A 24,039-nucleotide genomic window follows, 5' to 3' on the forward strand; every position below is an offset into this window, starting at 1 on the left:
GCCTTGGTCAGGGCTTCTTTCTGGAGGACAGCCCAAATTCCATGAGAAGCCGGGCGTAGCGATTTCGGGAGTAGATCGTGCCGCCCGGTTCGCCGCCTTCCTCGACACTCAGAAAAGTGCCGCCGTCGCTGCCATCGTTGCTCAACAGGCCGGCAGTGAATAATGCGTCCGCTATCCCCTCGTCAGGCTGGACTTTCCCGTCATTGAGATCGGGAAGCAGAAGGAGATCTTCGATAAAGGCGCGATCGACAATCCGGCTCAATCGCAATCCTTCTTTCAGGGACATGTCCCCGCGCGCCGTCGCGGCCATCAGTCTTCCGACGATCACCGGCTTGGAGAGATCATCCATGCGCTCAAGAAGCAGGAGGATGGTTTCGCCAAAGCGCTGCCCATCGTCCTGCTCTTCGATCTTTCGCACGAATTCCTTTCTGGACGTGTGGTCGCTTTCGTTCGCAAAGCTGGTGAGGAAGGCGATTACCTTGCGCTGAAAAACGAGATCACGAATAGCAGCTCCGCTGCGCGCGATATTCACCAACGTTCCCACGACGGGCACCCCGTCTAACGCGCCGGAAGTGATCACGCTGTCCAGCGCTATGTCCCCGATCGTCCCGCCGAGGTCGGCTAGCTCGTCATGACCAAGCGATTTCACCAGATCCGTTGAAATACGATCAAGATCATTCGTCATGGCATTCTCCTGTTGAGCGGGGTCACTTCGTTGCGGGAGCGGTCTTGAGTTTGACCATGATAATCTTGGGATGATCACCGGTGCGCTCAATGTCCACCAGGCCGGACGCCTCGACCAGTTCGGAGAGGCGAGCAAAGCCATAATTGCGTGCGTCGAAATCTGGAGCCTGTTTCGCCAGGTGCCCGCCTACACGTGCGAGGTTCGCCCGGCCGTCTTCTTCGGCCGAAGCCGTCACGGCCTTTGCGAGCATTTCGAGTGCGACTTTATCGAGTGCCGGTTTTATCGGAGCAGGTTTGGCGGCTGGCGGTATTACCTCGACCGCCACCGCCGGCTGACGGACCTTCCGTTCGACCGCAACAGCTGGCGCTTCCTGCTCAGGTGCTGCGGCGTTCAGCACGTCGAAATAAACGAACTTGTCGCAAGCCGTGATGAACGGGCGCGGCGTCTTTCGTTCCCCGAAGCCGTAGACCGTGACGCCCTGTTCTCGCAGCCGCGCCGCCAGTCTGGCAAAGTCGCTGTCGCTCGATACGATGCAGAAGCCTGAGAACCGTCCTGTATAAAGCAGGTCCATGGCGTCGATGATCATCGCGCCGTCGGTGGCATTCTTCCCGGTCGTGTAGGCGAATTGCTGGACCGGCTGAATGGAGTGCTCCAGCAGGCACTCTTTCCAGCCCTTGAGATTTGGTCCCGTCCAGTCGCCATAGATGCGCTTGACGCTGGCGATCCCGTAATTGGCAATCTCGGCAAGCAACCCGGTGACGATCTTTGGAGAAGCGTTGTCACCGTCGATCAGCAGAGCAAGCGTTGCCGTCGTGTCATTCGCCATGCATCCCTCCATACGCTCATGTTTGGCTGCACACTAAACAAACATGACAATTTTCCACAATACTTTATGTACCCGTGATTGCTGTATCTGTTTACGCTCGCATCAGCCTTCCACAAATTACGTTCTTTTTGCTAGGATGATTAGTGCCGCAGGTGATGATACCGTGGCCGAATGAGCGAAGCGATTGAGGTTGCTAAGGGCGCACTTACGACTTGCTGCGCAAGTCGGTGCTTGATATCCTCGTTAGCGTTTCGGAGGATGCCGTTTGGCGATCTATCACCTCAGCGCAAAGCCGATCTCGCGGTCATCTGGCCGCAGTGCTGTCGCGTCCGCTGCTTATCGTTGTGCGGTGAAGCTGACGAACGAGCGCGATGGCCTTGTTCATGACTTCACCAGAAAAGAGGGCGTGGAGCATACCGAGATCGTGCTTCCGGAAGGCGTTTCTGCCGATTGGGCTCTGGATCGTTCGGCCTTATGGAATGCAGCCGAGCTTGCGGAAAAGCGCAAGGATGCCCGTGTCGCCCGTGAATTCGAAATTGCGCTTCCGCATGAGCTGTCGGCACCAGGTTGGATCGGAGCGGCCCGGACCTTCGCCCAGGATTTGGCGAACCGCTATGGCGCAGCGGTGGATTTCGCGATCCATGCGCCGCATGAGCAGGGCGATATCCGGAATTACCATGCGCATGTGATGATGACGACGCGGCGGGTTGACGAAGCAGGCCTGGGTGAGAAGACGTATCTTGAGCACAAGAACGCACGGCTGTTGTCGAATGGCATGGCCACGACCGACATGCAGCTTCGCGATATCAGACAGTCGTGGGAAAGCATCGCCAACAGCCAGCTTCAGCGTGAGGGACTGGATATTCGCATCGATCATCGCTCGCATGCGGAGCGCGGGCTTGAGCTTTCGCCCACCGAGCATATGGGTGTGCATGCCTCGCAGATGCAACGGCAGGGCATGACGGTCGAGCGGGTGCGGCTGGACGACGAGGCGGCGCAGCGCAATGCCGAGCTGATCCGCGAAAAACCGGAACAGGTTCTTACGCTGATCAGCAATGAGAAAAGCGTGTTCGACCGACACGATATTGCGAGGACCTTGCATCGCTACATCAACGATGACGCGCAGACGTTCCAGAATGCCTTTGCGTCTGTCATGGCCTCGCCGGCGCTGGTGGAGCTTCAGGCCGAGCGCGTCAATCAGGAGACGGGCGAGGTTTCGAAGGCGCGCTATTCGACGCGGGAGATGGTCGATCTGGAATTCGGCATGGCGCGATCGGCGGAGCGGTTGCACCAGGCGCAGAGCCATGGCGTCGATCGGCGGCATGTCGGACGGGCTATGGAGCGGCAGGATAACGCGATCCGGAAAAGCTCTGGCGATCCTTCAGCGGGATTATCCGAGGAACAGCGCCACGCGATCGAACACATCACCGGGCCGGAGCGCATCGCGGCCGTGGTCGGGTTTGCCGGTGCTGGCAAGTCCACCATGCTCGCTGCGGCGCGCGAGGCGTGGGAGGCGCAGGGCCATCAGGTTCATGGCGCGGCGCTCTCCGGCAAGGCGGCCGAGGGGTTGGAGGAAAGCTCCGGCATCCAGAGCCGCACTCTGGCGTCGTGGTCCCGCGGTTGGGATAACGATCGTGGCACACTCGGCCGCGGCGACGTGTTTGTCATCGACGAGGCCGGCATGGTGGGGAGCCGCCAGTTTGCCCGGTTCATCGGCGAGGCCGAGCAGCGCGGCGCGAAGATCGTTCTTGTGGGCGACCATGAGCAGCTTCAGGCGATTGGGGCCGGCGCACCCTTCAGGGCGATTGCCGAGCAGATCGGTCATGCCGAGCTTTCCGATATCCGCCGCCAGCGTGTGGATTGGCAGCGCGAGGCGTCAGTTTCCTTCGCGACCCACAAAACGGCCGAGGGCCTGGCCGCCTATCGCGATCATGGTGACATTCATTTTGCCACCAGCCAGGACGAGGCACGAGCCGCGATCGTGCGCGACTATCTTGCCGATCGCGATGAGCGTCCGGACGGAACCCGGGTTGCCATGGCGCATCGTCGTGCCGATGTGCGGGCGCTGAATCAGGGTATTCGCGCCGAGCTTCAGGACAGCCATCGGCTGGGACGTGGCGAGGAAGGTGGGGAGCTTACGTTCCAGACCAATGACGGCAAGCGCGACTTTGCCCCCGGCGATCGCATCGTATTCCTCGAAAACAGCCGCGACCTTGGCGTTAAGAACGGCATGCTTGGCACCGTCGAGCATGTCGAGGCGGGCAGGATCGTGGCGCAGCTCGACGGCCGAGGCGGGGATAGCGTCAGCATTCCCACGGAGAGCTATCAGGCGATCGATCACGGCTATGCGACGACGATCCACAAGAACCAGGGCGCGACGGTCGATCGCGCCTATGTGCTGGCGTCAGGCACCATGGACCGGCATCTCACCTATGTCGCCATGACCCGGCATCGTGACAGCGCGCAGCTCTATGCGGCGCAGGACGAGTTTACCAATGCGGGCCGCCTCGTGGAGCATGGAGCCGCGCCCTACGAGCATAATCCGGAAGCCCGCGAGAGCTATTTCGTGACGCTGGAAAATGACAAGGGCGAGCAGCGCACGGTTTGGGGCGTCGATCTCAAACGCGCCCTGCAGGAGGCCTCACCCGCGATCGGGGACAGGATCGACCTGCAGCATGAAGGGGCCACTCCTGTTACGCTTCCGGACGGCACGCAGACACAGCGCAATTCGTGGCGCGTCGTGGAGGGTGGCGAGTTGGCCTATAATCAGCTTGAACATCGCCTGTCGCGTTCCGGCGCGAAGGAAACGACGCTGGATTATGTCAGGGACTTTGCCGAACGGCGCGGGATTGCGGAACAGTTCGGGGTCAGAAGCGAGATCGAACTTGCTCCTGCCCCAAAGCAGCGCCAAGACGTTTCGTCCCGTGCGGCCCATCCGGTACGGGAGCAACAGGACCGGCCATCCGATCGCCAGCAGGTTTACGAGGAACGTGCCGGCGATCCGGCCGGCCCTGTTCGCCGCGAGGATCTCACCCTGAATAATGGTGGCGATCGTCAGGACGGCCGGGAAGGGGAGAGGGAGGGTAATCGTCGCGTCCGGTGGTCGGAGGTCATGTCGCCGGCTGGCGTCGGCGATGGCCGTGCAGCGGCCGATCATGGCGAAAAGCGTAATGCCTTGCAGCCGGAGGGGGCCACGCCCGCGCCGTTGGTGCCGGCGATCACCCGCCACGATCGCAGCATTGAGGACGTGGCCCGCGAAAAGGCGATGCCCGTCATCGAGCAGAGATTCGACACGGTGGAGTCTATAGCGCGGCACGTGTTCCGTGATCCGGCCGAGGTGGCTGGCCGGCTGCGCACCGCCATCACCGAGAAGGAGGGTAGCGGCAAGGTGATGGCGAAGGCCATGGCCGAGCAGCCGGAGCGGTTCGGGGAGCTGCGCGGCAAGTCTGGCATGTTCGGGGACAACAAGGAGCGGAAAGAGGCACTGCACTATTCGAAATCGGTTTCCGCCCATATCAGCTATGTGTCCGAAGCCTGGGAGCGGCGGCTTGGCGAGGAGCGAAAATCCGAAGAGTGGCAGCGCGAAAAGCGTGATGTGATCGAAGTTCCCGGCCTCACGCCGCGCAGCGCCGAAATCATCGCCCAGGTGGAAAAGACGCCGGTCGAGAAGAGGGGCCAGTTTATCGCGGAACTGCGGTCATCCCCCGAGGGCCAGGCCGCGCTCGATGAGGCCAAAGTGGTTGCCAATGCGCTCGCGCAGCGGTTCGGTGATTCCGATCCTCGCAGTTTCGCCAAGGAACTCGAGAAGCGTCCAGAGCTTTCGAAACAGGCCGAGCAGATCAAGATCACCGCTCGCATGGTGGAACGCACGCGCTTTGCAGAACTGACCCATGAACACACCCTGAAACAGCAGATCACCCGGTCACAGGGGCTTGGGTTGAGCCGATAAGATCATGACCATGCGAAGGTTGCGCGACATCGTACCCATGGGAGGCCGAGCTAGAAATCTGTTTCTGTAAAACAAAAAAGCTCTTCCTGTTCTTGTATTACGAAAACCTACGAGCTACCATCTTTTTGTAAGTGAATCAGGGAGCGCAGCATGGGGCGGCCGAAGGCAAACAAGCCACGCAATTCAATTCTCAACGTCCGGCTGACTGACGAAGAGCGCAGTTCATTTGAAGACTTGTCAGTGGAGCGAGGTTTCGCCAATGTCAGCGAATATATCCGCTTTCTACACAACCAACATGTAAGCTCTGCCGCACCAGAACAGACGGTAGAAGATTTTCGCTCAAAATTTCCCAAGCGGCTGATCAGGTCCTTCCATAAGACCGCTTTAGGAGAAATGGTCTGGGGCGACTCGCGTGCCCATCTATTCAATGGCGCGGCCCCTAACAGCGTGGATCTTATTATGACCAGCCCGCCCTTCGGGCTGGTGCGCAAAAAGAGCTACGGCAATGAAGACGCGGACGAATATTGCAACTGGTTCCGACCCTTTGCGGAGGGCTTCAAGCGCGTCCTGAAGGACGACGGAAGCTTGGTCATCGACATCGGCGGCGCTTGGGTTCCCGGACAACCTACCCGTAGCCTTTATCATTTCAAACTGTTGGTGATGCTGGTGGAGGAATATGGCTTTCATCTCTGCCAGGAGCATTATTGGTGGAACCCTGCCAAGCTGCCGACACCGGCGGAGTGGGTAAACGTACGTCGTGTGCGAGTCAAAGACGCTGTGAACACGATCTGGTGGCTGTCGAAAACTCCCTTCCCCAAAGCCAATAACCGGCGCGTGTTAGCGCCCTACAGCAAGTCCATGCAGGATTTGCTGCGCAATGGCTATGTCGCGAAGCTCCGGCCTTCCGGTCACGATATCTCGGCCAAGTTTCAAAAGGACAACGGTGGCTCCGTTCCGCCAAATCTGCTGGCAATTGCGAACACTGAGTCGACCAGTCGCTATCAGGAATATTGCCGCGACAACAACATTCCGATCCACCCGGCCCGGTTCCCCCCGCAGTTGCCAGAATATTTCATTCGCTTCCTGACCAATCCTGGCGACCTGGTGCTCGACCCGTTCGGTGGCTCTTGCGTAACCGGGGCAGTCTCGGAGGTGCTTGGTCGCCGGTGGGTGTGCTGCGAAATGTCGGAAGAATATTTGACAGGGGCACTATCGCGATTCACTCCTACGCCTGCCCCCCTGCTCAAAGACCGCCCCGGCAGTTATGAGATCGCACCGCCGTGCGCGGTGCCGGTGAATGACGAGGACGTGCCGTTGTTCGCGGATGGCGGCGCGAAACGCCCTCCACTCGCTAAGGATGAATCATCAGAGCCGCAGCCCAAGCGTCCAGCCCGTGCGGCTGCCTGAGAGCCTCAAAATCGACGCTGAACGGTGCATCGCCGGCTGGATTGATCCGAGCCGGCGCATGGCGTGACAGCACGACGAGCGACCGCGCCAATAGCGAGCCAGTGGCACTGGGCGCAGCATAACTTCGGCCGTATCGCACCACTTGATCGACGGCTTCGCGGAAGCGCACGCTCGCCGTGTCGCCGGCGATATACTTGACTTCCACAACGGCCGCGACCGCATCTTGGTCGCGATCCACCACGATTAAGTCGGGCCGTTCCGTACCGACATTGATATTATAGGCCCGTAGACTTTCCCGCACCGTCACCTCTGACGGTTCGAGCGGCGGCGGATGATGATAGCGGGTAATCTGCTGCCAATAGACCGCAAAGCGTCCCGCCGTCACGATCGGTCCAGCCGAATCCGCTCCAAGCAAGTGGAGGTTCAGGGGAGCCCCCGTTGCGCGCGCCAAGGCCTCCCCGAGACTTAGGCCAACCGCCAGTTCAAACCTCCGCCAGTCTTCTAGCGGAGCCAGCAGCGACGACCGGGCAACGCGCTCCATTGCGGCCACCTCCCCTCTTTCGAGGCCCTGCATGAGCCGGTAGGCATCGACGGCCAGACGGTACAGCGATCGGCGCGACCGGGCAGCGTCACGGATGGCTCCGGCGTTCGGCCGCTTGCCGAGCGAGACCGCCCGCAAGGGTTCGCGCAAACTGTCGATTTTCTGGAGCGCCCGCATTTCCGTCTGCGCCTGTTCGATAGCCGTCAGGTAAGGTGAGGTTCTTCCCTGCCAAGAGAAAAGCCGAGCGGTATAGGAGGCGGCTTCCCGCAGCACCCATGCCAGCAGCAGGTTCGGCCCGGTATTGAAGCTGCGTACGGCCTCGTGCGTGACAAGTGCGGACGGTAAGCCCGATTGCTGTCGGTAAAGCCAGGTACGCCGGGCATCGATCCGGCCGCGGGCCATAGCATCATCAATCCGTTGCCGGTATGTCAGTAGGGCTTGGGCTTCGTGTGGATGCGTCAGGATGTGATTCACCAGATCGCGCACTGGGGCAGAAAGTGCCCAATGTCCTTTCAGAATTTCAACGTCGCGGCGCTGATCGAGGCGCGGCATTTCGCCCTCGATCAGCGCCCCGTTTCTGAAATACCGCAGCAGCAGCCCTGCCGAGTAATCGACAATAGCTGCGTCGATGCCCATCAGATCGCCACCGAATCCATCCGCCGCTTCACGCGATCGGCTTCCGCACCGGCCAGACCGTAGGCTGCAATGACCGCCTCGGCGATATTGCGCGCGTCCTGAAGCACGATACCATCGAGCATCGGTAGGAGCACCATATCGATGGCATCAAGCGCGGCGCTACGCATTAGCGCATCAGCCTCTCCGAAGATGCTTGCCCCAGGCGCCAACTCGCGGATTGCTTTGATTGCGTCGATGATCGGTGCGGGCCCGATGACGCGCGCGGCATTGATCGCCTGCCACACCTCCGCTAGCGGACATGTCGCGCCTGCTGGCGGAGCTGGGGTGCTAGCATCTGTCGCGGCGATATATTCGGCGATGAAGGCGGGGAGGTCGGTCGGCGCATCAACGTATACCCAACCGAAGCGGCGGCTGAGCGCGTAGGACATTTGATAGAGAGAGGCCTTGTCGATCGAGTTGATGGTCGCGACCAAACGCCACGCCGGACCAGGCGCGAATTCATGATTTGCCGCTCCGGCCTTTGGCCTTGGTAGGATCACATAGGGCTGGCTGTTTTTGTCGCTGAGGTCCGTCCGATAAGGCAAGGTGGTTTGCTGGCCAGAGAGGACCGTGAACAACGGTCCAATCACCTTGTCGATATCGCAGCGGTTCATTTCATCGATAATAAGCGGCTGGTCGAAGGCGCGAAGCAGGATACCTGGGACAAAGTCAACATCACCGCCACCGATCGGCTGATAACCGCCGATAATGTCCTGCGAACTCCAATCCGAAGAGCCCGTGACCAGTGTCCATTGCCCGCCTGGCAGGCTGCTGGCGATCCAGCGGGCCAACGAAGTTTTACCCGTTCCCGGCGGCCCGTAGAGCATGATGTGCTGTTTGCCCGACCGCAGCATCGCATTGATCTGCCGGTAGACGGCGGGATCAATGCCAAGCAGCTCCGGGTTGATCGGAATCTCGATGTTAGCGAAGTCGATCGCCTCGACTGCTTCGGCGGCTTCCTCTTCCGGTACTGCCTCCGCTTTTACCGGTAGCGGTCCCGCTGCATCCCAAGCTGCAACAATATCTGCTTTAAGGGCTTCGACCTGACTGTCGTCGCTCAGGTCATAGAGCGGGATCTGCCCAATAGCCCCGTTCTTCGGGTGGACATGGATCGCTGACCGGATGGCATCAATCGCGTCGCCATAGCTTACGTCAGCGGGCGCGCCGTTCTTCTCGACCTCGGTCGTGTCGGTACGCGGCCGAAGCCCGACCAAAGCCGCAAACACGTATTCTTCCTGCCGGCGTGCACGATCGACGCTGCGGAAGAGCCCCCCTGTCGTCGGGTTAAACGAGAAGGCATCTGACGACGATCCGGGATCAAGCGCCCCGTGGAACACGAAGAGCACGTTCGCCTCGAAATCATCGACGCGACGGAAGGCGCCCGCACCGGTCTGGATCAGCGGCAGGATTCGAATTGCAAGGCCGGCTTTGTCTCCCTGTGCCGTGTTGGAGCCGCCAATGCCAATTTCCTGAAGCCCGGCAGGCAGACGTGCGACAGTGACATCTCCCGTAACATCAACGTGGAAGAGCCAGCGCGGCGGCTTGTTGCCGGAGTATTGGGGGTTGCCCCAATAGCCTGTGCCCTCATCGACGGTGTGATTGCCAATGTTGCTACCGCCCTTGAAGCCTGAGCGGGAGAACTGAAGATTGAGATCGCGAAGAAACGTATTCAGCCAACTGAATACTGTCTGCCTGTTCTCCGTTCCCATTGTCATTTATCTATCCCGAACTGTCAGTTATCAATAACAGCGCAGGAAAGGTCTCAGTGCGAATCGACCTAGGCTTGCAGCGCCGCCCGTGCGACACTAGCAAAAAGAAATCTTTTTGGGATTCCCCTATTCATGATGGTTTCGCCTGGCGGTTTTGCGCAGCGGGCCGCGGACAACCGGATGTGATCTGCGCAGCTTGTGCGGCAGATTTGCACTCTAATGTTAGCCACAGTGCGCGGTTTCAGAGAACGCCTTCACGTCGAAGGACGTTCGAAACGGTCGATTGGGATATATCGAGGCGTTCCGCAATTTCCATTTGGGTCAAATCCCGCTCGTAAAGCGCGACAATATTCTGATTCCGTGCAGCCTTTCCACCTTTGGACTTAGGGATATAGGTCATCGTCGCGGTTAACCCTGGTCCCACCACCTCTTGAGTGAATGTCTGACCACGATGTCCAACGGCCGTGGCCTTGGCGATTCCGGTTTCCTTATTCACAGTGACGGTGAATTTCTTTACGCCGGGATCGTCCGAAAGGCGATCCGTTAGCGTCTTCAATTCGGACGCCAGACCCGCGCTGCTGGCGATGGGAGCGAGGGCTTTCCCGATTTTTTGTGCTTTGATTTGCCGAAGCTTGACCATTAAATCCTCACTTTTGATATTTATAATACTTAAATATCAAAAATACCCAACTTGGCAAGGCCGTTTGACCGGTGATTATGAAGCACGCTATCGCAAGTTCTGGTCAGAAGACCGGCGTGGTCGTAGACGCTGGGATGTGTGGTTCACTCTTTGCATTAGAACCGAGATTTTATTCCCGACCGAGCGTTGTTGGTGCTACGTGCGCGGTTCGCATCGGGAATTCCTTCAGAACCTGAGACCTATATTATCAGTTTCGCGGAACTTTAAATGAGATACTTCCATCGTATGAGCGCCTTAGTTGCACGAAAGCACCGTTGGCGATGGAGGGCGTACCTCTCTCCTTGGTAATCCAAGCAAAGCGATTATCGCGGGTCACTACCCAGGTGCCAGGGGCTCCGGTCGCATCAGAAATTTGGATTAGACCATCTGGAAGATCGACCTGGCTAGGAAAGCGCAACGAGCGGTCAACAGCCATATAGGGGCCAAAACCAAGGCTCGTTTCCACGACTGTCAATGCACCGTCCCACTCGATAGCTTCTGTTCCACCCCTTGCCATAAACACCGACACAACACCGAACTGAATGCCGTGGGCAGCTAGGGAAGTTTCCCAAATTGAGTCATGCCGATTGGCGATAACCACCACGCTACGGGGTACATGTTCCACGAGGGTTTCTGCCTGAGAGCGAGTAATCCTGAGTGCTGAACTCAAAATTGTAGCGCAATCAGTCTGGGGGGCGCCGTACTGAAAAGCGGTCACCTGAGGCAACACATGGCCGGTAAGAGAATGAGAAATCAACTCTACCTCGATAATGAACCAGTGGGAGTAATCTCGCGCGATAAGCGCAAGATCCGGACGTGATACCCGCCCGTCATACTCGAAGCCACCGCCGAAAACGATGCATGTGTACGTAGGATACAAGCATGAAAGAACCTTGATGCTCGCGGCTTCGATCTCGCTCTCATAAGAAGCATCCGGATCTTTCAACCGGTAAATGGCGTCAGGGTCGCAAGCACCCAGCATCATAGTCTTCAAGCGTGCACCCACGACGCTTCAGCGACGCCTTCCAGTTCGACCTCTTCTGCCCGGAGACGGTCGATTTCGGGTTTCGTAGCTACGAGGGTGTAGATGGTTGCTCCCTCTTTTCCTGCAGATGGCCTCAGCACACGCCCGAGTCGCTGTATTCTTTGGCGGCGCGTGGCGGTGCTTGCTGCAATGATTCCTATCTCCGTTTCGGGTACATTGAAGCCCTCATCCAATGCTCTGCAGGTGACCAGCACGTCTAAAGCGCCCGACCGATATGCTGTGAGCATTTCCGCCCGTTCTCGAAGGGACATCTTAGAATGGTAAATACCTGCCTTCACGTCATTTTCGGCAAGTACCTGGTGGATGACCACGCACGCTTCCACGCTCTCATGGAAAATCAAAGTCCTTTGGCCCCGATGTCGGGCGACTAGGCGCAATGTCAGACGTACACGTGACATGCTAAGATTAAGAACCCTAGCTCGTCTGAGCATCAGCGTAACAGCCTCAGGCGCTTCGGGTCCGAACTTATCAATTGACCTCGCTATTGCGCGCGTTAGCTTGTCATATTCACGTTGGCTATCGGGCTCGAGCTCAAAAACCACGTTTTTGAGATAAAACGGGACAATCACCCCATCTGCCAACGCCTCACGATACGTATAGCGGTAAAGGACTGGCCCTAAAGCTGGGACTAAAACTTGCTCAAGACCCTCATCATAAGGTCGTTCAGGCGTTGCGGACAGCCCCAGAGCAGCATGCTTTGGAAGAGCTAGAACGGCGCTCAGCTTGGGGCTTGCCGCCTTGTGGCACTCGTCAACGATGAGAAAAAGATTACTTGAGACTGGCGGGATTTTCGTTGCTGTATTCATAACAGCGAGATTTATGGTCCCCGCCCGAATCCGAGGGCGTCCGCTAATGACGTTAATATCGTCAAGGCGAACCCCAAAGAATGCGGCAGTTTCATCCCACCATTGTTCTAGCAACGCGATTGTGGGCACCACGATTAAGGATGTTTCCATCTTAAGCCGTTCAATCGCACTTAGGGCAAATACTGTTTTGCCGCCTCCTGTGACCGCTCCCACGATTCCTTTGTGGCCATTCTGCTCCCAGGCGTCGAGCGCCTCCTCTTGCCACCGGCGAAGAATGACGCTGGCCACAATCAGATCGCCGTCGCCGAGTTTGTCCCGACTGTCATCGGGCCCGATTGAAGCTCTTCAGCGGCGTTTTCAACGCGAAGGGCTTTCACCTGGAGGAGGTCGTTTTTAATCCGCCTTACGCTGCTAGGATTGATGCGTCCTGCCAATTTTCCTGCCCGATATTCGGCAATTGCATCGTAGATGTACTGGCGAATGCACTCATCAATTGCGTCCGTTGAATCCAGGTCAACATAGTAAGGATGGAGTCCGTTGATGACGATATGAACGGTGCCAGGCGTGGCACTGGCGGCTATCGACAGATAAGGTTCGTACTCACTTTTCTCTTGCAGCGAAACGATGACCGTAAGATCGTTGCTTACCTGGAAGCTGGCAATTTTGTCCTCGTCTGTTACGGACGCGGCTTGGCGCTCTTCATTCTGCTGCAGCGTCTCGATGGGCGGCAACAGAGAGTTGTCTAGCGCATCACCGATTTCAGGATTTACGAACTCATTGCGCATTTCATCGACAAGGTCACGAATTTTGTCACGGTTCCAGGGGTTTGACTTTGTTCCCCGCCGCTTGTTCGCATATTTTCGATAGTCATCTGATACGGCTGCAAGAAACTCTTCGAGATCGTCTTCCTCGTCGCCCTGAAACAGGATGGCATCTTTGGTGTGGGACACATGGAAGCCGTCGAGGTTTATAGCGCCAGTCAGTCGCTGCGCGACAAGGTTGTTAGCCCCCTCGTCATCAACGCCTCCGAAAATACGACGCGGTTTCCATGCGTTAGGAAAACCTTGAATCTGGCGCTCGTTTTGGAAAAGTGAGAAACCACCGAACTTGCGTCCACCCTTCCGGAGGACCCCAATCCAGCCTGTTATCTTTTTGCCGCCGATGGTTTTTTCGGGAAGGTCCATTCGCATGCTGCGACCTTCGGGATCGGTGTCAAAATCGTAGTCGGCAGGAGCCGGGATCTCCTCACCATTGTAGAGCAGTTTGAGCGCGCCTCGGCGAATGTCGAATTGGTACATCGAGCCAAGATAGCCCCGAATAGTCTCTTCAGTGCGCTGCTGGATGTTCCGATGAAGGTCGCTGATGACGATACGGGTGTAATGGCCGTCGCTGTCAACATCAGTCCGCGTTAGCGGAACTTTGGCGCCCTGAAATGCAATAGCATCCACATCGATTATGGCCGTCCATTCCTCCCCGCTTCCCCACTCACACGTCACCACCTTCCATTTGTGGCCAATCCAGCAAGCGGCTGTTTTCATGCCCATCCCGAACTTCGACCGTCCGACGCTGTCAGCGGTCGGCATTGCAATTTTCAGTGCTGCTTCGAGCCTGTCGCGCGTCATCCCGACCGAATTATCCCTAATCGTGATCGTGCGCTGAATGCGATCGTGGATGATTTCCACTACAAGGGGGGTCCCCTCTTCTTTCAGGACTTGGTCGATTACGCTGCCGTAGTTAGTACGCGACTGTGTGGAATTGTCGATAAACTCCCCTAACGCGTGCCACATGGTATAGCTCATACGGCTATAGTTAGCGATTGCCTGAGGCCCGATCTCGAAATTGGTAGTTAAAGGTACGCTTTCTGACATCGGTCACCTCCGCTGCATTTTATGTAAAGCTCTACCTCCGGCGGTTTATTAGCGCGGAAGCGGCACAACCACTTAGGTAGGCTTTGTTTTGAGTGTCAAATATTTGATTCGCTTCCCTTCTTACAAATCCGGATATTGAAGCAAAATCTATATATGATAATGTCCTTTATCATATATATGGGAGGTTGACGTGGGAGTACCCGATCGTTTCGCTATTGAATACCCTCAACGGTGTCTTGAGCTTATGGGTGCCCTTGAGGGCTACGCCCGCGACAAACAGCTCATGGGATCCTTTGCCTTGCTAGCTGCCGCATCGGTGCTGACGATCCCTTTTGAGCGGATGAAAGCAAACCACCCACTCTATAAGAAGGATAAAGACGACAAGCTGACCGAGGCCCTCAAAGACCTTGAGAAGGTCCCTTTTCTTAAAGCGCCGTTCTGGCAGGGCGAACCGGGCTTTTGGTTTCAGACCAGGGTGGTGAACGACATCAATGATTCCTATAATTGGAAGGACGAGGAAGGCCATCGGCCGCTCAGCGATGCGGCGGAGAATTCAATCGCCGATCGCAAGGCTGAGAAAGTGCTTCGACCGCTGCGCAACGCCCTCGCCCATGGCAATGTCTTCTATTTGAATGGGGATGGCTATGAAGTCGCTGGTGACCAGATGAAATTGCTGGCCTTCGCCTCGCGTTATGAGGAATCGAAGGAACAACAGGCCGAAAGCTGCACCTTCCGACTGATTGTCGCCGGCGAGGAAGATTTCTTCCAGTTTGTGCGATCCTGGGCGGAATGGATAAGCCAGCTTCCTGCGTCACGAGAGATTAGCGAGGCCGCATGAACAACTTATCATATGTAGGGGAGGCTCAGGATGGCGATCACTGCGAAGGACGTGCAGCAGCTTAACGAATATGCAAAAGGTGTCATGGACAGAGCCGAGCACCATGCCGGTAACGTCAAGGGATCGGCGCTAACGGTGCTCGGTGGCATCATCTGGCGGGCTGATGCGGATTCGATCCGGATACGCCAATATGCCGGGTCTCCCGCAAATATGCTTTGGATCAAGGTGAATGGTAAAGATTACGCCTTCCGATATGACCATGCTTCGGAGCAGATCGAAATACGAGACGGCTCCCAAAACGGAACGATCCTTCACGCCATCGACGACGCAGTTCCTATTACTGCGATCGAGACCATTATGCGCGGCCTTTGAAAAGAGGTGCGATGATGACGGATTTTTCCAACAAGAAAGATGCTGAGATCGACCAGTGGATCGTGAATTTTGAAAAGCGCGGCCAGACCGAGGCTGCGCTTTATTTCGAACTCATCGAGGAGCGCGGCCGCCGATCCGGAAAACGTCAGGGGCTAGATCTTGAAAAGTCACTCTCCGCCTTGAAGCAGGCGGCTATCGCCGGGACTTGCATCACCTATGGTGACCTGGCGAAGGCAAGTGGTGTCGAATGGAGCAAGGCACGGCATCAGATGAACGGAAAGCATGGTCATCTGGATCGGCTTCTGGAAATCTGCCATGCTCGGCAGCTCCCGTTGTTGACGGCGATCTGCGTCAACCAAAGCGGCCTGCAGGATGGCGAATTGGAAAAAAATGCCCTCTCTGGCTTTGCTGAAGGTTCAAGGCGGATTGGCCGCTCCTTTGCGGATGAGCTGGCGTTTCATCATGCGTGCCGCGAGGAGTGCTGGTCCTGGGGCCGGGCGCAATGAGCTTCGTCATTGCATCCGACGCGGAGATATTGCCGGTCGCAATTGCGAAAAGCGCAGAGCGGGTACGCATGCGGTTCCTTGAGTTCTTCACCGCCCGGATTGGTAATCAGAATACCCGCCGATCGTACCTCAAAGCTGCTTCGGAATTTCTAAGCTGGTGCGATGCGCGAGGCGCTCGCTCTCTCGACACGATCACTCCTATTCATGTTGCCGGCTGGGTCGAGGAAATGACGCTCATGCATTCGGCGCCGACCGTCAAACAAAGGTTGGCGGCGGTGCGGCACCTGTTCGACTGGCTCGTCACGGGGCAGGCTATGGCGTCCAATCCCGCCCATTCTGTCCGCGGCCCGAAGCACTCTCGTAAACGCGGTAAGACCCCTGCCCTATCAGCCGAGGAAGCCCGCCAGATCTTGGACAGCATTTCCACTGAAACACTGATCGGCAAGCGTGATCGCGCACTGATCGGGCTCATGACCTACACCTTCGCCCGCATTGGTGCCGCGACGAGCATGGAGGTGCGCGACGTATTCAGCCAGAACCGCCGGTTATGGGTTCGATTGCACGAAAAAGGTGGTAAGCAGGTCGATCTGCCCTGTCATCACTCGCTTGAAGCCTTCCTGGACGACTTTATCGAGGCGGCCGGCCTGCAGGGGACACCCCGAGCGCCCTTGTTTCAGACAATTAGGCGCGGCACTGATAAGTTTTCCGGTAATCCCCTACCCCAAGCCAATGCCTATGCAATGATCCAGCGTCGTGCGGTCGCGGCAGGTATCAGCACGGCCGTGTGCAATCACACCTTTCGGGCGACGGGTATTACCGCTTATCTGAAAAACGGTGGAACGCTGGAAAAGGCAGCCAATATTGCCAATCACTCATCTACACGCACTACGCAGCTTTATGATCGTCGAAGTGATGACGTAAGCTTAGATGAAATCGAGCGGATTCTAATTTAGGCTGTCGCCGTCATATTAGCTAAGTTTCTCAACTACTTCAGACCAACGCGCCGCATCTCCAGATCGTCCTTGTTCTAGGGCTTGCTGATGGAACATCTGTGCATAGCCACGGCGGATGGGGTCGAAATGCGGCTTCCCGGTAATGCGGAAGTGACCGTAAGCCGCTCCGATAATCCGCAGGGACAACTCGGCCGCGTCAAGTGACGGCACAGTTATCTTGCACCAATCCCGAATGGCTGGAAGGATGGTGTCGATATAGGCAACGCCAGGTCCGCGCGCACTGGCTAGCGTCCAACCGGGGCCCAATATTTCCAACTCTACATCAAACAAGGGGACACCATCGAGCAGGGACCGAATTCCTGGCTCGAGACGAAGACGAGCGTAGTGTTCTATGATGTAAAAGTGATAGTCTTGGTGGGATACCAGGATTTTCTGCAGGTCATTGATGATGATCTGCGAGGCGACGAGCACATTCTTCTCAGTTACAATTCCCCTCACGATTCCCGTTCCGATGGCGAATTGAGCGTCTGAAGCCAAGAACTCTTTGGCCTCCTTTTCTACTTCACCTATGCGATCAATTTCGCTTTTCCCGAAATTGACAATGCCATCGATGCGATCGGCGACGTTTTCTATCAATCCGTTAAGATCGCGCCGCGGTAGACCGTTTGTTGCTGCAAGGAAATCCAAGAAGGCTCGATTGCAGTCCGCAACAGCCGTTTGTCCTGTCTCTGCAGCTTTTTGAGCGTTATTGCCGATCATAGCGGCATATCGGTCTTTCTTTGTAGATTCAGCGAGGTGATATTCGTCCAGCCCACCAAAAATCTGAACAAATGCCGCATGAATGCCCCATAACGCCATGGCATAACTAGTGCGGCTAGCCCCAGACCTATCGTACTTCACCAAGAATTCTTCGATGTTATCGAGCGCTGTGGAGGTGGATGGAACAGCAGCGGAGCCAGCCTTTTTGGTGAACCATTTCATTACGTCTTTTTCTCCGATGAAGGATGGCCATAGCGCTTGTCCCGATAGGCATCGCGCGCATTTGCGATCTGCTCCAGAAGAAACTTCTCTGGAGAGCCTGAAATCAGTTTCCTGCGAGACCGTTCTATAAAAGCTTCGAGTTCTTCTATGAAATTGTAATCACTCGTTTTTCGGGGCTGCCCAACTTTGGCGAGTTTCCAATACGGAGTATCCATCGCTTCCCGCAGCCGGTGGCTTTTCTCCCTGTCATAAACAACGGTGTTCCCATCGGCCGACAGTTTCAGGCGTGTGTAGGCACACAGCCATGTCTTCAGGTCGAGCTTGGCTTTTTCGTCATCAACGGCCGCTAGTAGCTGGTTTGGCAAAGCCGTATTTTTATGTTTTCCGAAATGCTCAATGACCCGCACGGCGCATTCATGCACCAGCTCTTTTGAGAAGGTTGTGCGAGATGCGACGATGCTTTGCCCCAGCACCTTTTTCGGAGCTGCTTTCGGAACCTCGGGTATGAGGCTCGCCTTACCCTTTTTGAGACTGTCGATGATTTTCAGGATCGGCCTGTTATGATCAATCGACGACATGATTTCTTCCTATCTTGCAAGGTGATCACTTCCGCGATGGGAAGGGCAAAATCGTTGATGCTTCACCGGTGGTGCGATCTGTCACGGTTTCACGCAGCTTCAGCCCTATGACTTCCGCATTTCTTGAGAACCATCCTGGCGGCAAGGCGGTAAGATTTTCTATGTCGCCGGCCTTCATGGTGAATTCTACGCTCAGGAGGTCGGATTTGCTGCGCACGGCAGAGTCGACGATCAACTGCAGGGCGTTGGCAAGAACTGTCGGCTCCGAGATCGGCCAGTTCTTGTCCAGAGGCTCTTCCCGGCTCCATCCCTTGGCCGAATACAGCTTATAAAGTGATGTTGCATGGTCTGCGGGGATGATATCCAGATCCGAAAGGCGCCGGATCTGCGCCTTTACCGAAACCCGCCAGCGCTCCTTCAGGGACAGCAGAGACGCAAGCGACGCGCTCTTTACCTCATAGGAATATGTCGTTGCGGGCATCAGGAATGCGCTCGCAAACCGAAACGCCTGGCGCTCGATCTCCTTGAGGTCCTTTTTCAGCTCTTCCTCGCTCACGTGGCGATGCAGGATCGCGTGGCCGAGTTCGTGCGCAGCATCCATCTGCCGGCGCGGGAACGACATCTTGTCCGTCGATAGCAAAATATGCGGCCGATTGCCCCCTTGAGCCCAACTGCACAGACCATCCAGCTTGGATGTTCCCATTTCAATGGAGCCGACAATGCATCCAACGCGTTCGAGCAGCGGCATCATATCGATGCACGGGCCATCCCCGACGCTCCAGTGGGTGCGCAGGTCAGAGGCGATCTGCTCGATGTCCTCGTCGCGGAGCTGCTTGTAGGACGCACCATGCAATACGTCTGGAATATCGACCTCCGGGAAATCCACGTAATGTTCCACGATGCTGCTGATCTCCTGCAGCCAATGCATCTGGGATTCCTGGTAGTTCAGATCTTTCACCAAGGTCGATGCCAAGGTCCGATAAAACAGAGGCCGGTCGCTGTTGGCGACCGGTCTAAGAAAAAACTCTCTGCGAACGTGAAGGTGAGCTGCCAACTCAGCTAAGGCATCGGCATCAGGGGCGCTGGTCCCGTCCTCCCAGCGGGTGACGGTGCTGGGGTTGACGCTGATCAGGGTGGCCAGTGCCTTCTTGCTTAAAATTCGCCGTGCTGCTCTCGCCTCGATCAATCTTTCAGGGACGAACCCCGGAGTTCCTACACGCATGCATTTCCTTCCCCGGCTTTATCAGCACGGGTCACTTCGTATCTCGGTCGTTGTCATTGTCGCCATCAGGCCGTTCCGGCGGCACAAACGGTTTGATCGTCTTCTTCAGGCTGATGACAGGTGCCTTCGCGCCAGTCCCAGACGACGGCGCCGGGGCAATTACCGGCTCATCGGCATAGCCTTCAAGGTATTTGTCGAGCGGTTCGTAAAAAAGATACTGTTCATAACCAGCATCGATCACGCCAATCGCGAATTCACTGATCTTTCCGGCCTGTTCACGATCACGAGCAACAAGAAGCAAAATAAGAATGTCACCAATCTTGGGGCCAGTTCCATCAAGGTCAAGCCGTGGTGAAAGGTAATAATTGAGCGTTACGCCAGCCTTGCGTGACATGTTCTTGACGGGCAGCGCCTTCGGCTCAGGTATAGCGGCAAGGCCGAAAATGACCCCCTGCCCATTCACTTCAAATCGCATGAAAGGCTGGAAGATTTTCAGATCGGTAAACGGAATGATTCCATTCTCGAGCAGTTTGCCACCATGGAGTTCGCAGGTTTCCCGAAACCCTTTTTCCATCATGCGAAAACGCGCCTGCCCTTCCAACTCCCGGCTTCCCCTGGGATCAAGTCCGGCATGATCGCGCACCATTGTGAAGGCTTTAAGTGCCGACGCACGTAGCCGGTCTTCCAAATCAAGAAAGAGATTCTTGAACAAGGCCGGCGGGAACCGTCTTTTGATATAGTGCTCCACAGTGCGCTCCGCATCGAATTGCAAAATACAGGATTTATGTATTAAAAAATTGCGTAAAGAGCAAGTGGGTATAATGATCCTCAACCTATCATCACCGGAAACTCATGGGCACGTCTCTCCGTGACCAGGCTCTATTCCGCCGCGGCTGTGCCGCAGCTCCACGGAACCCCGGTTCGGGTTTCCGCCGACGAGCGGTGACGATCCTTCGTGCATCCGGCATCCTTGCCGGGAGATGACGCGCGATTGCGCGAGTTCGTTTGCCTGGTGGGGGAACCGAGGGCCTTGCCCTTCTCGCCCCCAAAATAGCCTTCCGCCCAGCTTCCTCCACTGCGCTTGCGCTGCGTTTCGTGCAGCTGGTTCCCCGCGAAGGCTATTTTCCCTCTCCAACCCACCGCTCGCGCGGCCCCGGGAAGCAGGACGAGGTCCTGCTTCGCAGTCCAAAAAGGAAAGGACAAGGGAATGTGCGAACCTACTTTCGAGGAATGGTTTTTCAGCTTCGCGGGGGAGCTGGCGCGACTCAACGGCGACTTGCCGGATTTCGATGCCGCCTATGACCGGTATTTTCCAGCCTACGAAGACGGTATTTGCGGCGGTACATGCGCCCGTCACGTCACCGGGATCGGCTCGGCCGCCGTCTATGCCGACGAGTGGGAGGACGCCGAATGATGCGCTTCGCTCCCTCCCGCGAATTCTACATCCCGAGCGGTTCCGTTAAGATCGCCGACAAGGCTAGCGACGGCATTGTCTATATCTACACCAGCCATAAGGGACGACCCGCTGCCATGGCCTTCCACGGCAAGGCCGCAAAGCCCGACTGGCATCATAGCTTTGCCAGCACCGAGGCCCGCGAACACAAAATCCGCGAGCATTTCGAGGGGCGGCGGCGCTGGTCGGAATGGAAGCAGGAACGCCGCGACGAGCGCAAGAAACCCCACGGTTTCGAAGTCGGCCATGTCCTCTATGCCTCATGGGGCTATGAGCAAACCAATATCGATTTCTATCAGGTGACGAAGATCATCGGCGCTCACATGGTCGAGGTCTGCGCCGTCAGCCAGATTTCCGCCGACAAGGGCGATGAGCCGTGGATGACCGGCAAGGTTGTTCCTCACCTCGATGCCTTCACCGGCAAGCCCATGCGCCGCCGCGTCAATGGACGCTCCAAATCCGTGCGCATCGACAATGTGCGAACCGCCTTCCTCTGGGATGGTCGCCCCATCAACTGGACCGGCTACGCCTGACGGCCGCTCCCCTCCCCCACTGACATTTTCCGATCACACCAACATGAGGACCATTCCCATGAACGCTATCACTGTATCCGAAACCGCCGTTGAAGCTGTCGCCGCCGAGATCGAGGACAACGCCCCCGGCATCACCTATCTGTCATCGGACACCAAGGAAATTCCGCTTTCCCGCCTTGTTCCAAGCCCCGCCAACGTTCGGCGCTTCAATGCCGCCGTCAATGTCGGGGAACTGGCCGACAGCATCGAGGCGCATGGCCTGATCCAGAACCTCACCGTCCGGAAGGCGAAGCGCGGAAACAAATATGAGGTTGTCGCCGGTTCCCGCCGCCTTGCCGCTCTCACCCTTCTGGTCACGCAAGGCCGACTGGACAAGAGCACGCTCATCACCTGCAACATTCGTTCCGGTGACGACAGCGACACCGAGATTTCCCTTGCCGAGAACACGCAGCGCGAGGCCATGCACATCGTGGATGAGATTCTGGCCTATCGCCAGCTTGTCGAGGACGGCATGACTCCCGAGAACATCGCTGCCCGTTTCGGCCAGTCCGTCGCCACCGTGCGCCAGCGGCTTAAGCTCGCCAATCTCTCCCCTAAAATTCTAGGGGAATTGCGCGAGGACAAAATCCGTATCGATCAGGCCAAAGCGCTGGCGATCAGCGACGATCACGCCGCACAGGATCGGGCATGGTTCGAAACACAATCATGGAACCGTGACCCCTACTCGCTTCGCGCCATGCTGACCCGCGATCATGTCCGCAGCACCGACAAGCTCGCTCTGTTCGTCGGGATCGAGGCTTACGAGGCCGCAGGGGGTGCAACCATGCGCGACCTGTTTGCAGAGGCGGACACCACGTTCCTGACGGATCGGGCTCTTCTGGTGACGCTGGCGACCAGACAGCTTGAACAGGAGGCCGATACCCTCAAAATCAAGGGGTGGAAATGGGTGGATGCCGGACTCGATGCCTCGGCCATCCACAATGGCGGCTTTGCCCGTATCTTCCCGAAGAACAACGTTCCGGCCGCCCTCGAACAGTCCGAGCTTTCCATCTTGGCCGAGCGTTTCGATGAGATTGCGGGCCGCATTGAGGACTATGCCGAGGGCGATCCGGCCATTGAGGCCGACGAGGCTGAGCTTGCCGGGATCGAAAGCCGCATGGAAGCAATCCGCAGCGCTGCCAAGGTCTACGATAGCGAGGAAAAGGCGCTGGCCGGATGCATTGTCACCATTAGCAGTGGTGGAACCCTGCAGATCGAGCAGGGCCTTGTCCGGCCTGACGATCTGGCGGCACTGCGTCTCTTGCGTAATCCGCACTCCGCAGAGCAGGCCGGGGAGGTTACAGAGAGTGGCGAAGCCGCTAGCGCCGGGAATATCCATGGTCTTACCGCTGGTTATGGCGATGACGATGGCAAGGCAGAGCAGGCAGTGACCTATTCGGCGGCGCTCATCGAGGAGCTGACCGCGATCCGCACCGTCGCCATGCGCAACGAGCTGGTGACGCGCCCGAACCTTGCCCTTGCCGTCATGCTCTATCCCTTGGTCCTGAAAACTTTCCTGACCGGGAACGGCTATTGGCGAGTTGGTGCAGCCGTCGAGATCAGCGGCCAATTGAAGGACTTGGTCCCGTCGATCAAGGAGCCGGAAGCATGCGCGGCGCTGACTGAATGGACCCGCATCCACGAAACATGGGGCTACAAGCTTTCCGGCGATCCCGGGGACCTGTGGGAATGGCTGCTGGGACAGCCCCGGCATGAGCTTCTGGAACTGTTGGCCGTCGTCACCGCCGCCAATATCAATGCCGTCGAGGCCAAGCACGATCACGACCGCGACCGCCTCGCCCACGCCGATCAGCTGGCCGCCGCCCTCAAACTCGACATGAACAGCCATTGGGAGGCGCAGGCTCCGTTCCTGTCCCGGCTGTCCAAGGCGCAGATTGCCGAGGTGATGAAGGATGCCGGTTGCGCGAAAAGCGCCATCAAGGCGGCAGGCAAGGCCCCGAAGGCTGAGGCCGTGGCGCTGGCGGAAAAGGCCCTTGCCGGAAAAGCCTGGCTCCCCGGCCCGTTGCGCTCGAACGTTGGTGATGAACAGAACAACCAAGACGGCCAGCAGGCTATCGCTGCTGAGTAGTCATAAGCGGGAATGTAGCCCGTTTTCTCACAAACGAACAGAACCCGGCGCTTGCGTCGGGTTTCTGCGTGCAAAAAGATAGCAGATTATAATCTGTTTATAAGCAGGAATGTAACTCGCGCGGGCTGGTTCACGCCGGGATCGACCCGGCCCAAGCCAGTTGAGAGGCGCCCGCGCCCCGCCTCTCAAGCTCTCCTCCCAGCCTTCCCTTTTTGAGTGAGCGACTGCTAAAGGCTGCTACTGCAGATTTGCACCTTGCAGAATCAGTGCGAATCGGAGTTTCCT

Annotated in this window: 21 protein-coding genes; 9 read left to right on the forward strand and 12 right to left on the reverse strand. The window is 57.2% G+C overall.

Annotated features, from left to right (window positions below; genetic code table 11):
* Positions 1-7: 7 nt before the first annotated feature.
* Entirely contained in the window at positions 8-685 is a 678-nt protein-coding gene (locus tag ADU59_RS01620; RefSeq protein WP_068951042.1) for a hypothetical protein, read from the reverse strand.
* A gap of 22 nt (positions 686-707) precedes the next feature.
* Positions 708-1,511: an NYN domain-containing protein gene (locus ADU59_RS01625; RefSeq protein WP_068951044.1), complete on the reverse strand. Its 804-nt coding sequence runs from the start codon at positions 1,509-1,511 to the stop codon at positions 708-710.
* Between the two features lie 265 nt (positions 1,512-1,776).
* On the opposite strand from ADU59_RS01625, the gene traA reads away from it, so the two are divergent.
* Positions 1,777-5,460, forward strand: coding sequence for a Ti-type conjugative transfer relaxase TraA (traA, locus tag ADU59_RS01630; protein WP_083198087.1), 3,684 nt, complete (start codon positions 1,777-1,779; stop codon positions 5,458-5,460).
* A 150-nt stretch (positions 5,461-5,610) separates the two neighbouring features.
* The gene (locus ADU59_RS01635) at positions 5,611-6,867 is read left to right on the forward strand and encodes a DNA-methyltransferase (protein ID WP_068951046.1); all 1,257 of its coding nucleotides are present in this window, start codon (positions 5,611-5,613) and stop codon (positions 6,865-6,867) included.
* On the opposite strand, the gene ADU59_RS01640 is transcribed toward ADU59_RS01635, so the two are convergent.
* The 6 genes from ADU59_RS01640 to ADU59_RS01665 all read right to left on the reverse strand — a co-directional run bounded on the left by ADU59_RS01640 (position 6,812) and on the right by ADU59_RS01665 (position 14,190).
* Positions 6,812-8,044, reverse strand: coding sequence for a hypothetical protein (locus tag ADU59_RS01640; protein WP_068951048.1), 1,233 nt, complete (start codon positions 8,042-8,044; stop codon positions 6,812-6,814). The two genes, ADU59_RS01635 and ADU59_RS01640, sit on opposite strands and share 56 nt — an antisense overlap.
* Positions 8,044-9,798: an AAA family ATPase gene (locus ADU59_RS01645; RefSeq protein ID WP_083198089.1), complete on the reverse strand. Its 1,755-nt coding sequence runs from the start codon at positions 9,796-9,798 to the stop codon at positions 8,044-8,046. Before ADU59_RS01645 ends, ADU59_RS01640 begins: the two co-directional genes overlap by 1 nt.
* A 235-nt stretch (positions 9,799-10,033) precedes the next feature.
* On the reverse strand, positions 10,034-10,432 hold the full coding sequence (locus tag ADU59_RS01650) for a helix-turn-helix domain-containing protein (protein WP_068951053.1): 399 nt from the start codon (positions 10,430-10,432) through the stop codon (positions 10,034-10,036).
* A 247-nt stretch (positions 10,433-10,679) separates the two neighbouring features.
* Positions 10,680-11,465, reverse strand: a complete 786-nt coding sequence (locus tag ADU59_RS01655; protein ID WP_139093128.1) for a hypothetical protein — start codon at positions 11,463-11,465, stop codon at positions 10,680-10,682.
* Positions 11,462-12,610 (reverse strand): DEAD/DEAH box helicase, encoded by a 1,149-nt coding sequence (locus ADU59_RS01660; RefSeq protein WP_068951057.1) that lies wholly within the window; start codon positions 12,608-12,610, stop codon positions 11,462-11,464. Before ADU59_RS01660 ends, ADU59_RS01655 begins: the two co-directional genes overlap by 4 nt.
* 2 nt (positions 12,611-12,612) lie before the next feature.
* Positions 12,613-14,190 (reverse strand): ATP-binding protein, encoded by a 1,578-nt coding sequence (locus ADU59_RS01665; RefSeq protein ID WP_068951059.1) that lies wholly within the window; start codon positions 14,188-14,190, stop codon positions 12,613-12,615.
* Between the two features lie 190 nt (positions 14,191-14,380).
* Between ADU59_RS01665 and ADU59_RS01670 the strand changes: the two genes are divergently transcribed.
* Genes ADU59_RS01670 through ADU59_RS01685 form a run of 4 tightly spaced genes read left to right on the forward strand, consistent with a single transcriptional unit; the run spans position 14,381 to position 16,859 of the window.
* A complete protein-coding gene (locus ADU59_RS01670) occupies positions 14,381-15,028 on the forward strand; it encodes a hypothetical protein (RefSeq protein ID WP_139093129.1) in 648 nt (215 codons plus the stop codon).
* Positions 15,029-15,058: 30 nt separating this feature from the next.
* Positions 15,059-15,400, forward strand: a complete 342-nt coding sequence (locus tag ADU59_RS01675) for a hypothetical protein (RefSeq protein ID WP_068951063.1) — start codon at positions 15,059-15,061, stop codon at positions 15,398-15,400.
* A gap of 14 nt (positions 15,401-15,414) precedes the next feature.
* A complete protein-coding gene (locus tag ADU59_RS01680; RefSeq protein WP_068951085.1) occupies positions 15,415-15,906 on the forward strand; it encodes a hypothetical protein in 492 nt (163 codons plus the stop codon).
* On the forward strand, positions 15,903-16,859 hold the full coding sequence (locus ADU59_RS01685) for a tyrosine-type recombinase/integrase (RefSeq protein ID WP_068951083.1): 957 nt from the start codon (positions 15,903-15,905) through the stop codon (positions 16,857-16,859). Before ADU59_RS01680 ends, ADU59_RS01685 begins: the two co-directional genes overlap by 4 nt.
* Positions 16,860-16,874: 15 nt before the next feature.
* On the opposite strand, the gene ADU59_RS01690 is transcribed toward ADU59_RS01685, so the two are convergent.
* Genes ADU59_RS01690 through ADU59_RS01705 form a run of 4 tightly spaced genes read right to left on the reverse strand, consistent with a single transcriptional unit; the run spans position 16,875 to position 20,388 of the window.
* On the reverse strand, positions 16,875-17,840 hold the full coding sequence (locus tag ADU59_RS01690) for a hypothetical protein (protein WP_068951065.1): 966 nt from the start codon (positions 17,838-17,840) through the stop codon (positions 16,875-16,877).
* Positions 17,840-18,418, reverse strand: coding sequence for a hypothetical protein (locus ADU59_RS01695; RefSeq protein WP_068951067.1), 579 nt, complete (start codon positions 18,416-18,418; stop codon positions 17,840-17,842). The genes ADU59_RS01690 and ADU59_RS01695 overlap by 1 nt, the downstream gene beginning before the upstream one ends.
* Positions 18,419-18,443: 25 nt before the next feature.
* Positions 18,444-19,640, reverse strand: a complete 1,197-nt coding sequence (locus ADU59_RS01700; RefSeq protein ID WP_068951069.1) for an XRE family transcriptional regulator — start codon at positions 19,638-19,640, stop codon at positions 18,444-18,446.
* A 31-nt stretch (positions 19,641-19,671) separates the two neighbouring features.
* Positions 19,672-20,388 carry a hypothetical protein gene (locus ADU59_RS01705; RefSeq protein ID WP_139093130.1) on the reverse strand — a complete coding sequence of 239 codons (717 nt, stop codon included), beginning with the start codon at positions 20,386-20,388 and terminating at the stop codon, positions 19,672-19,674.
* 459 nt (positions 20,389-20,847) lie between these two features.
* On the opposite strand from ADU59_RS01705, the gene ADU59_RS01710 reads away from it, so the two are divergent.
* From ADU59_RS01710 to ADU59_RS01720, 3 genes are read left to right on the forward strand one after another with little or no spacing between them, the layout of a single operon-like run.
* On the forward strand, positions 20,848-21,054 hold the full coding sequence (locus ADU59_RS01710) for a hypothetical protein (RefSeq protein WP_068951072.1): 207 nt from the start codon (positions 20,848-20,850) through the stop codon (positions 21,052-21,054).
* Positions 21,051-21,626, forward strand: coding sequence for a hypothetical protein (locus ADU59_RS01715; RefSeq protein ID WP_068951074.1), 576 nt, complete (start codon positions 21,051-21,053; stop codon positions 21,624-21,626). Before ADU59_RS01710 ends, ADU59_RS01715 begins: the two co-directional genes overlap by 4 nt.
* 58 nt (positions 21,627-21,684) lie before the next feature.
* A complete protein-coding gene (locus ADU59_RS01720) occupies positions 21,685-23,754 on the forward strand; it encodes a ParB/RepB/Spo0J family partition protein (protein WP_068951076.1) in 2,070 nt (689 codons plus the stop codon).
* Positions 23,755-24,039: the final 285 nt, after the last annotated feature.

It is taken from the genome of Pararhizobium polonicum (genome assembly GCF_001687365.1).
Taxonomy (GTDB): Bacteria; Pseudomonadota; Alphaproteobacteria; order Rhizobiales; family Rhizobiaceae; genus Pararhizobium; species Pararhizobium polonicum.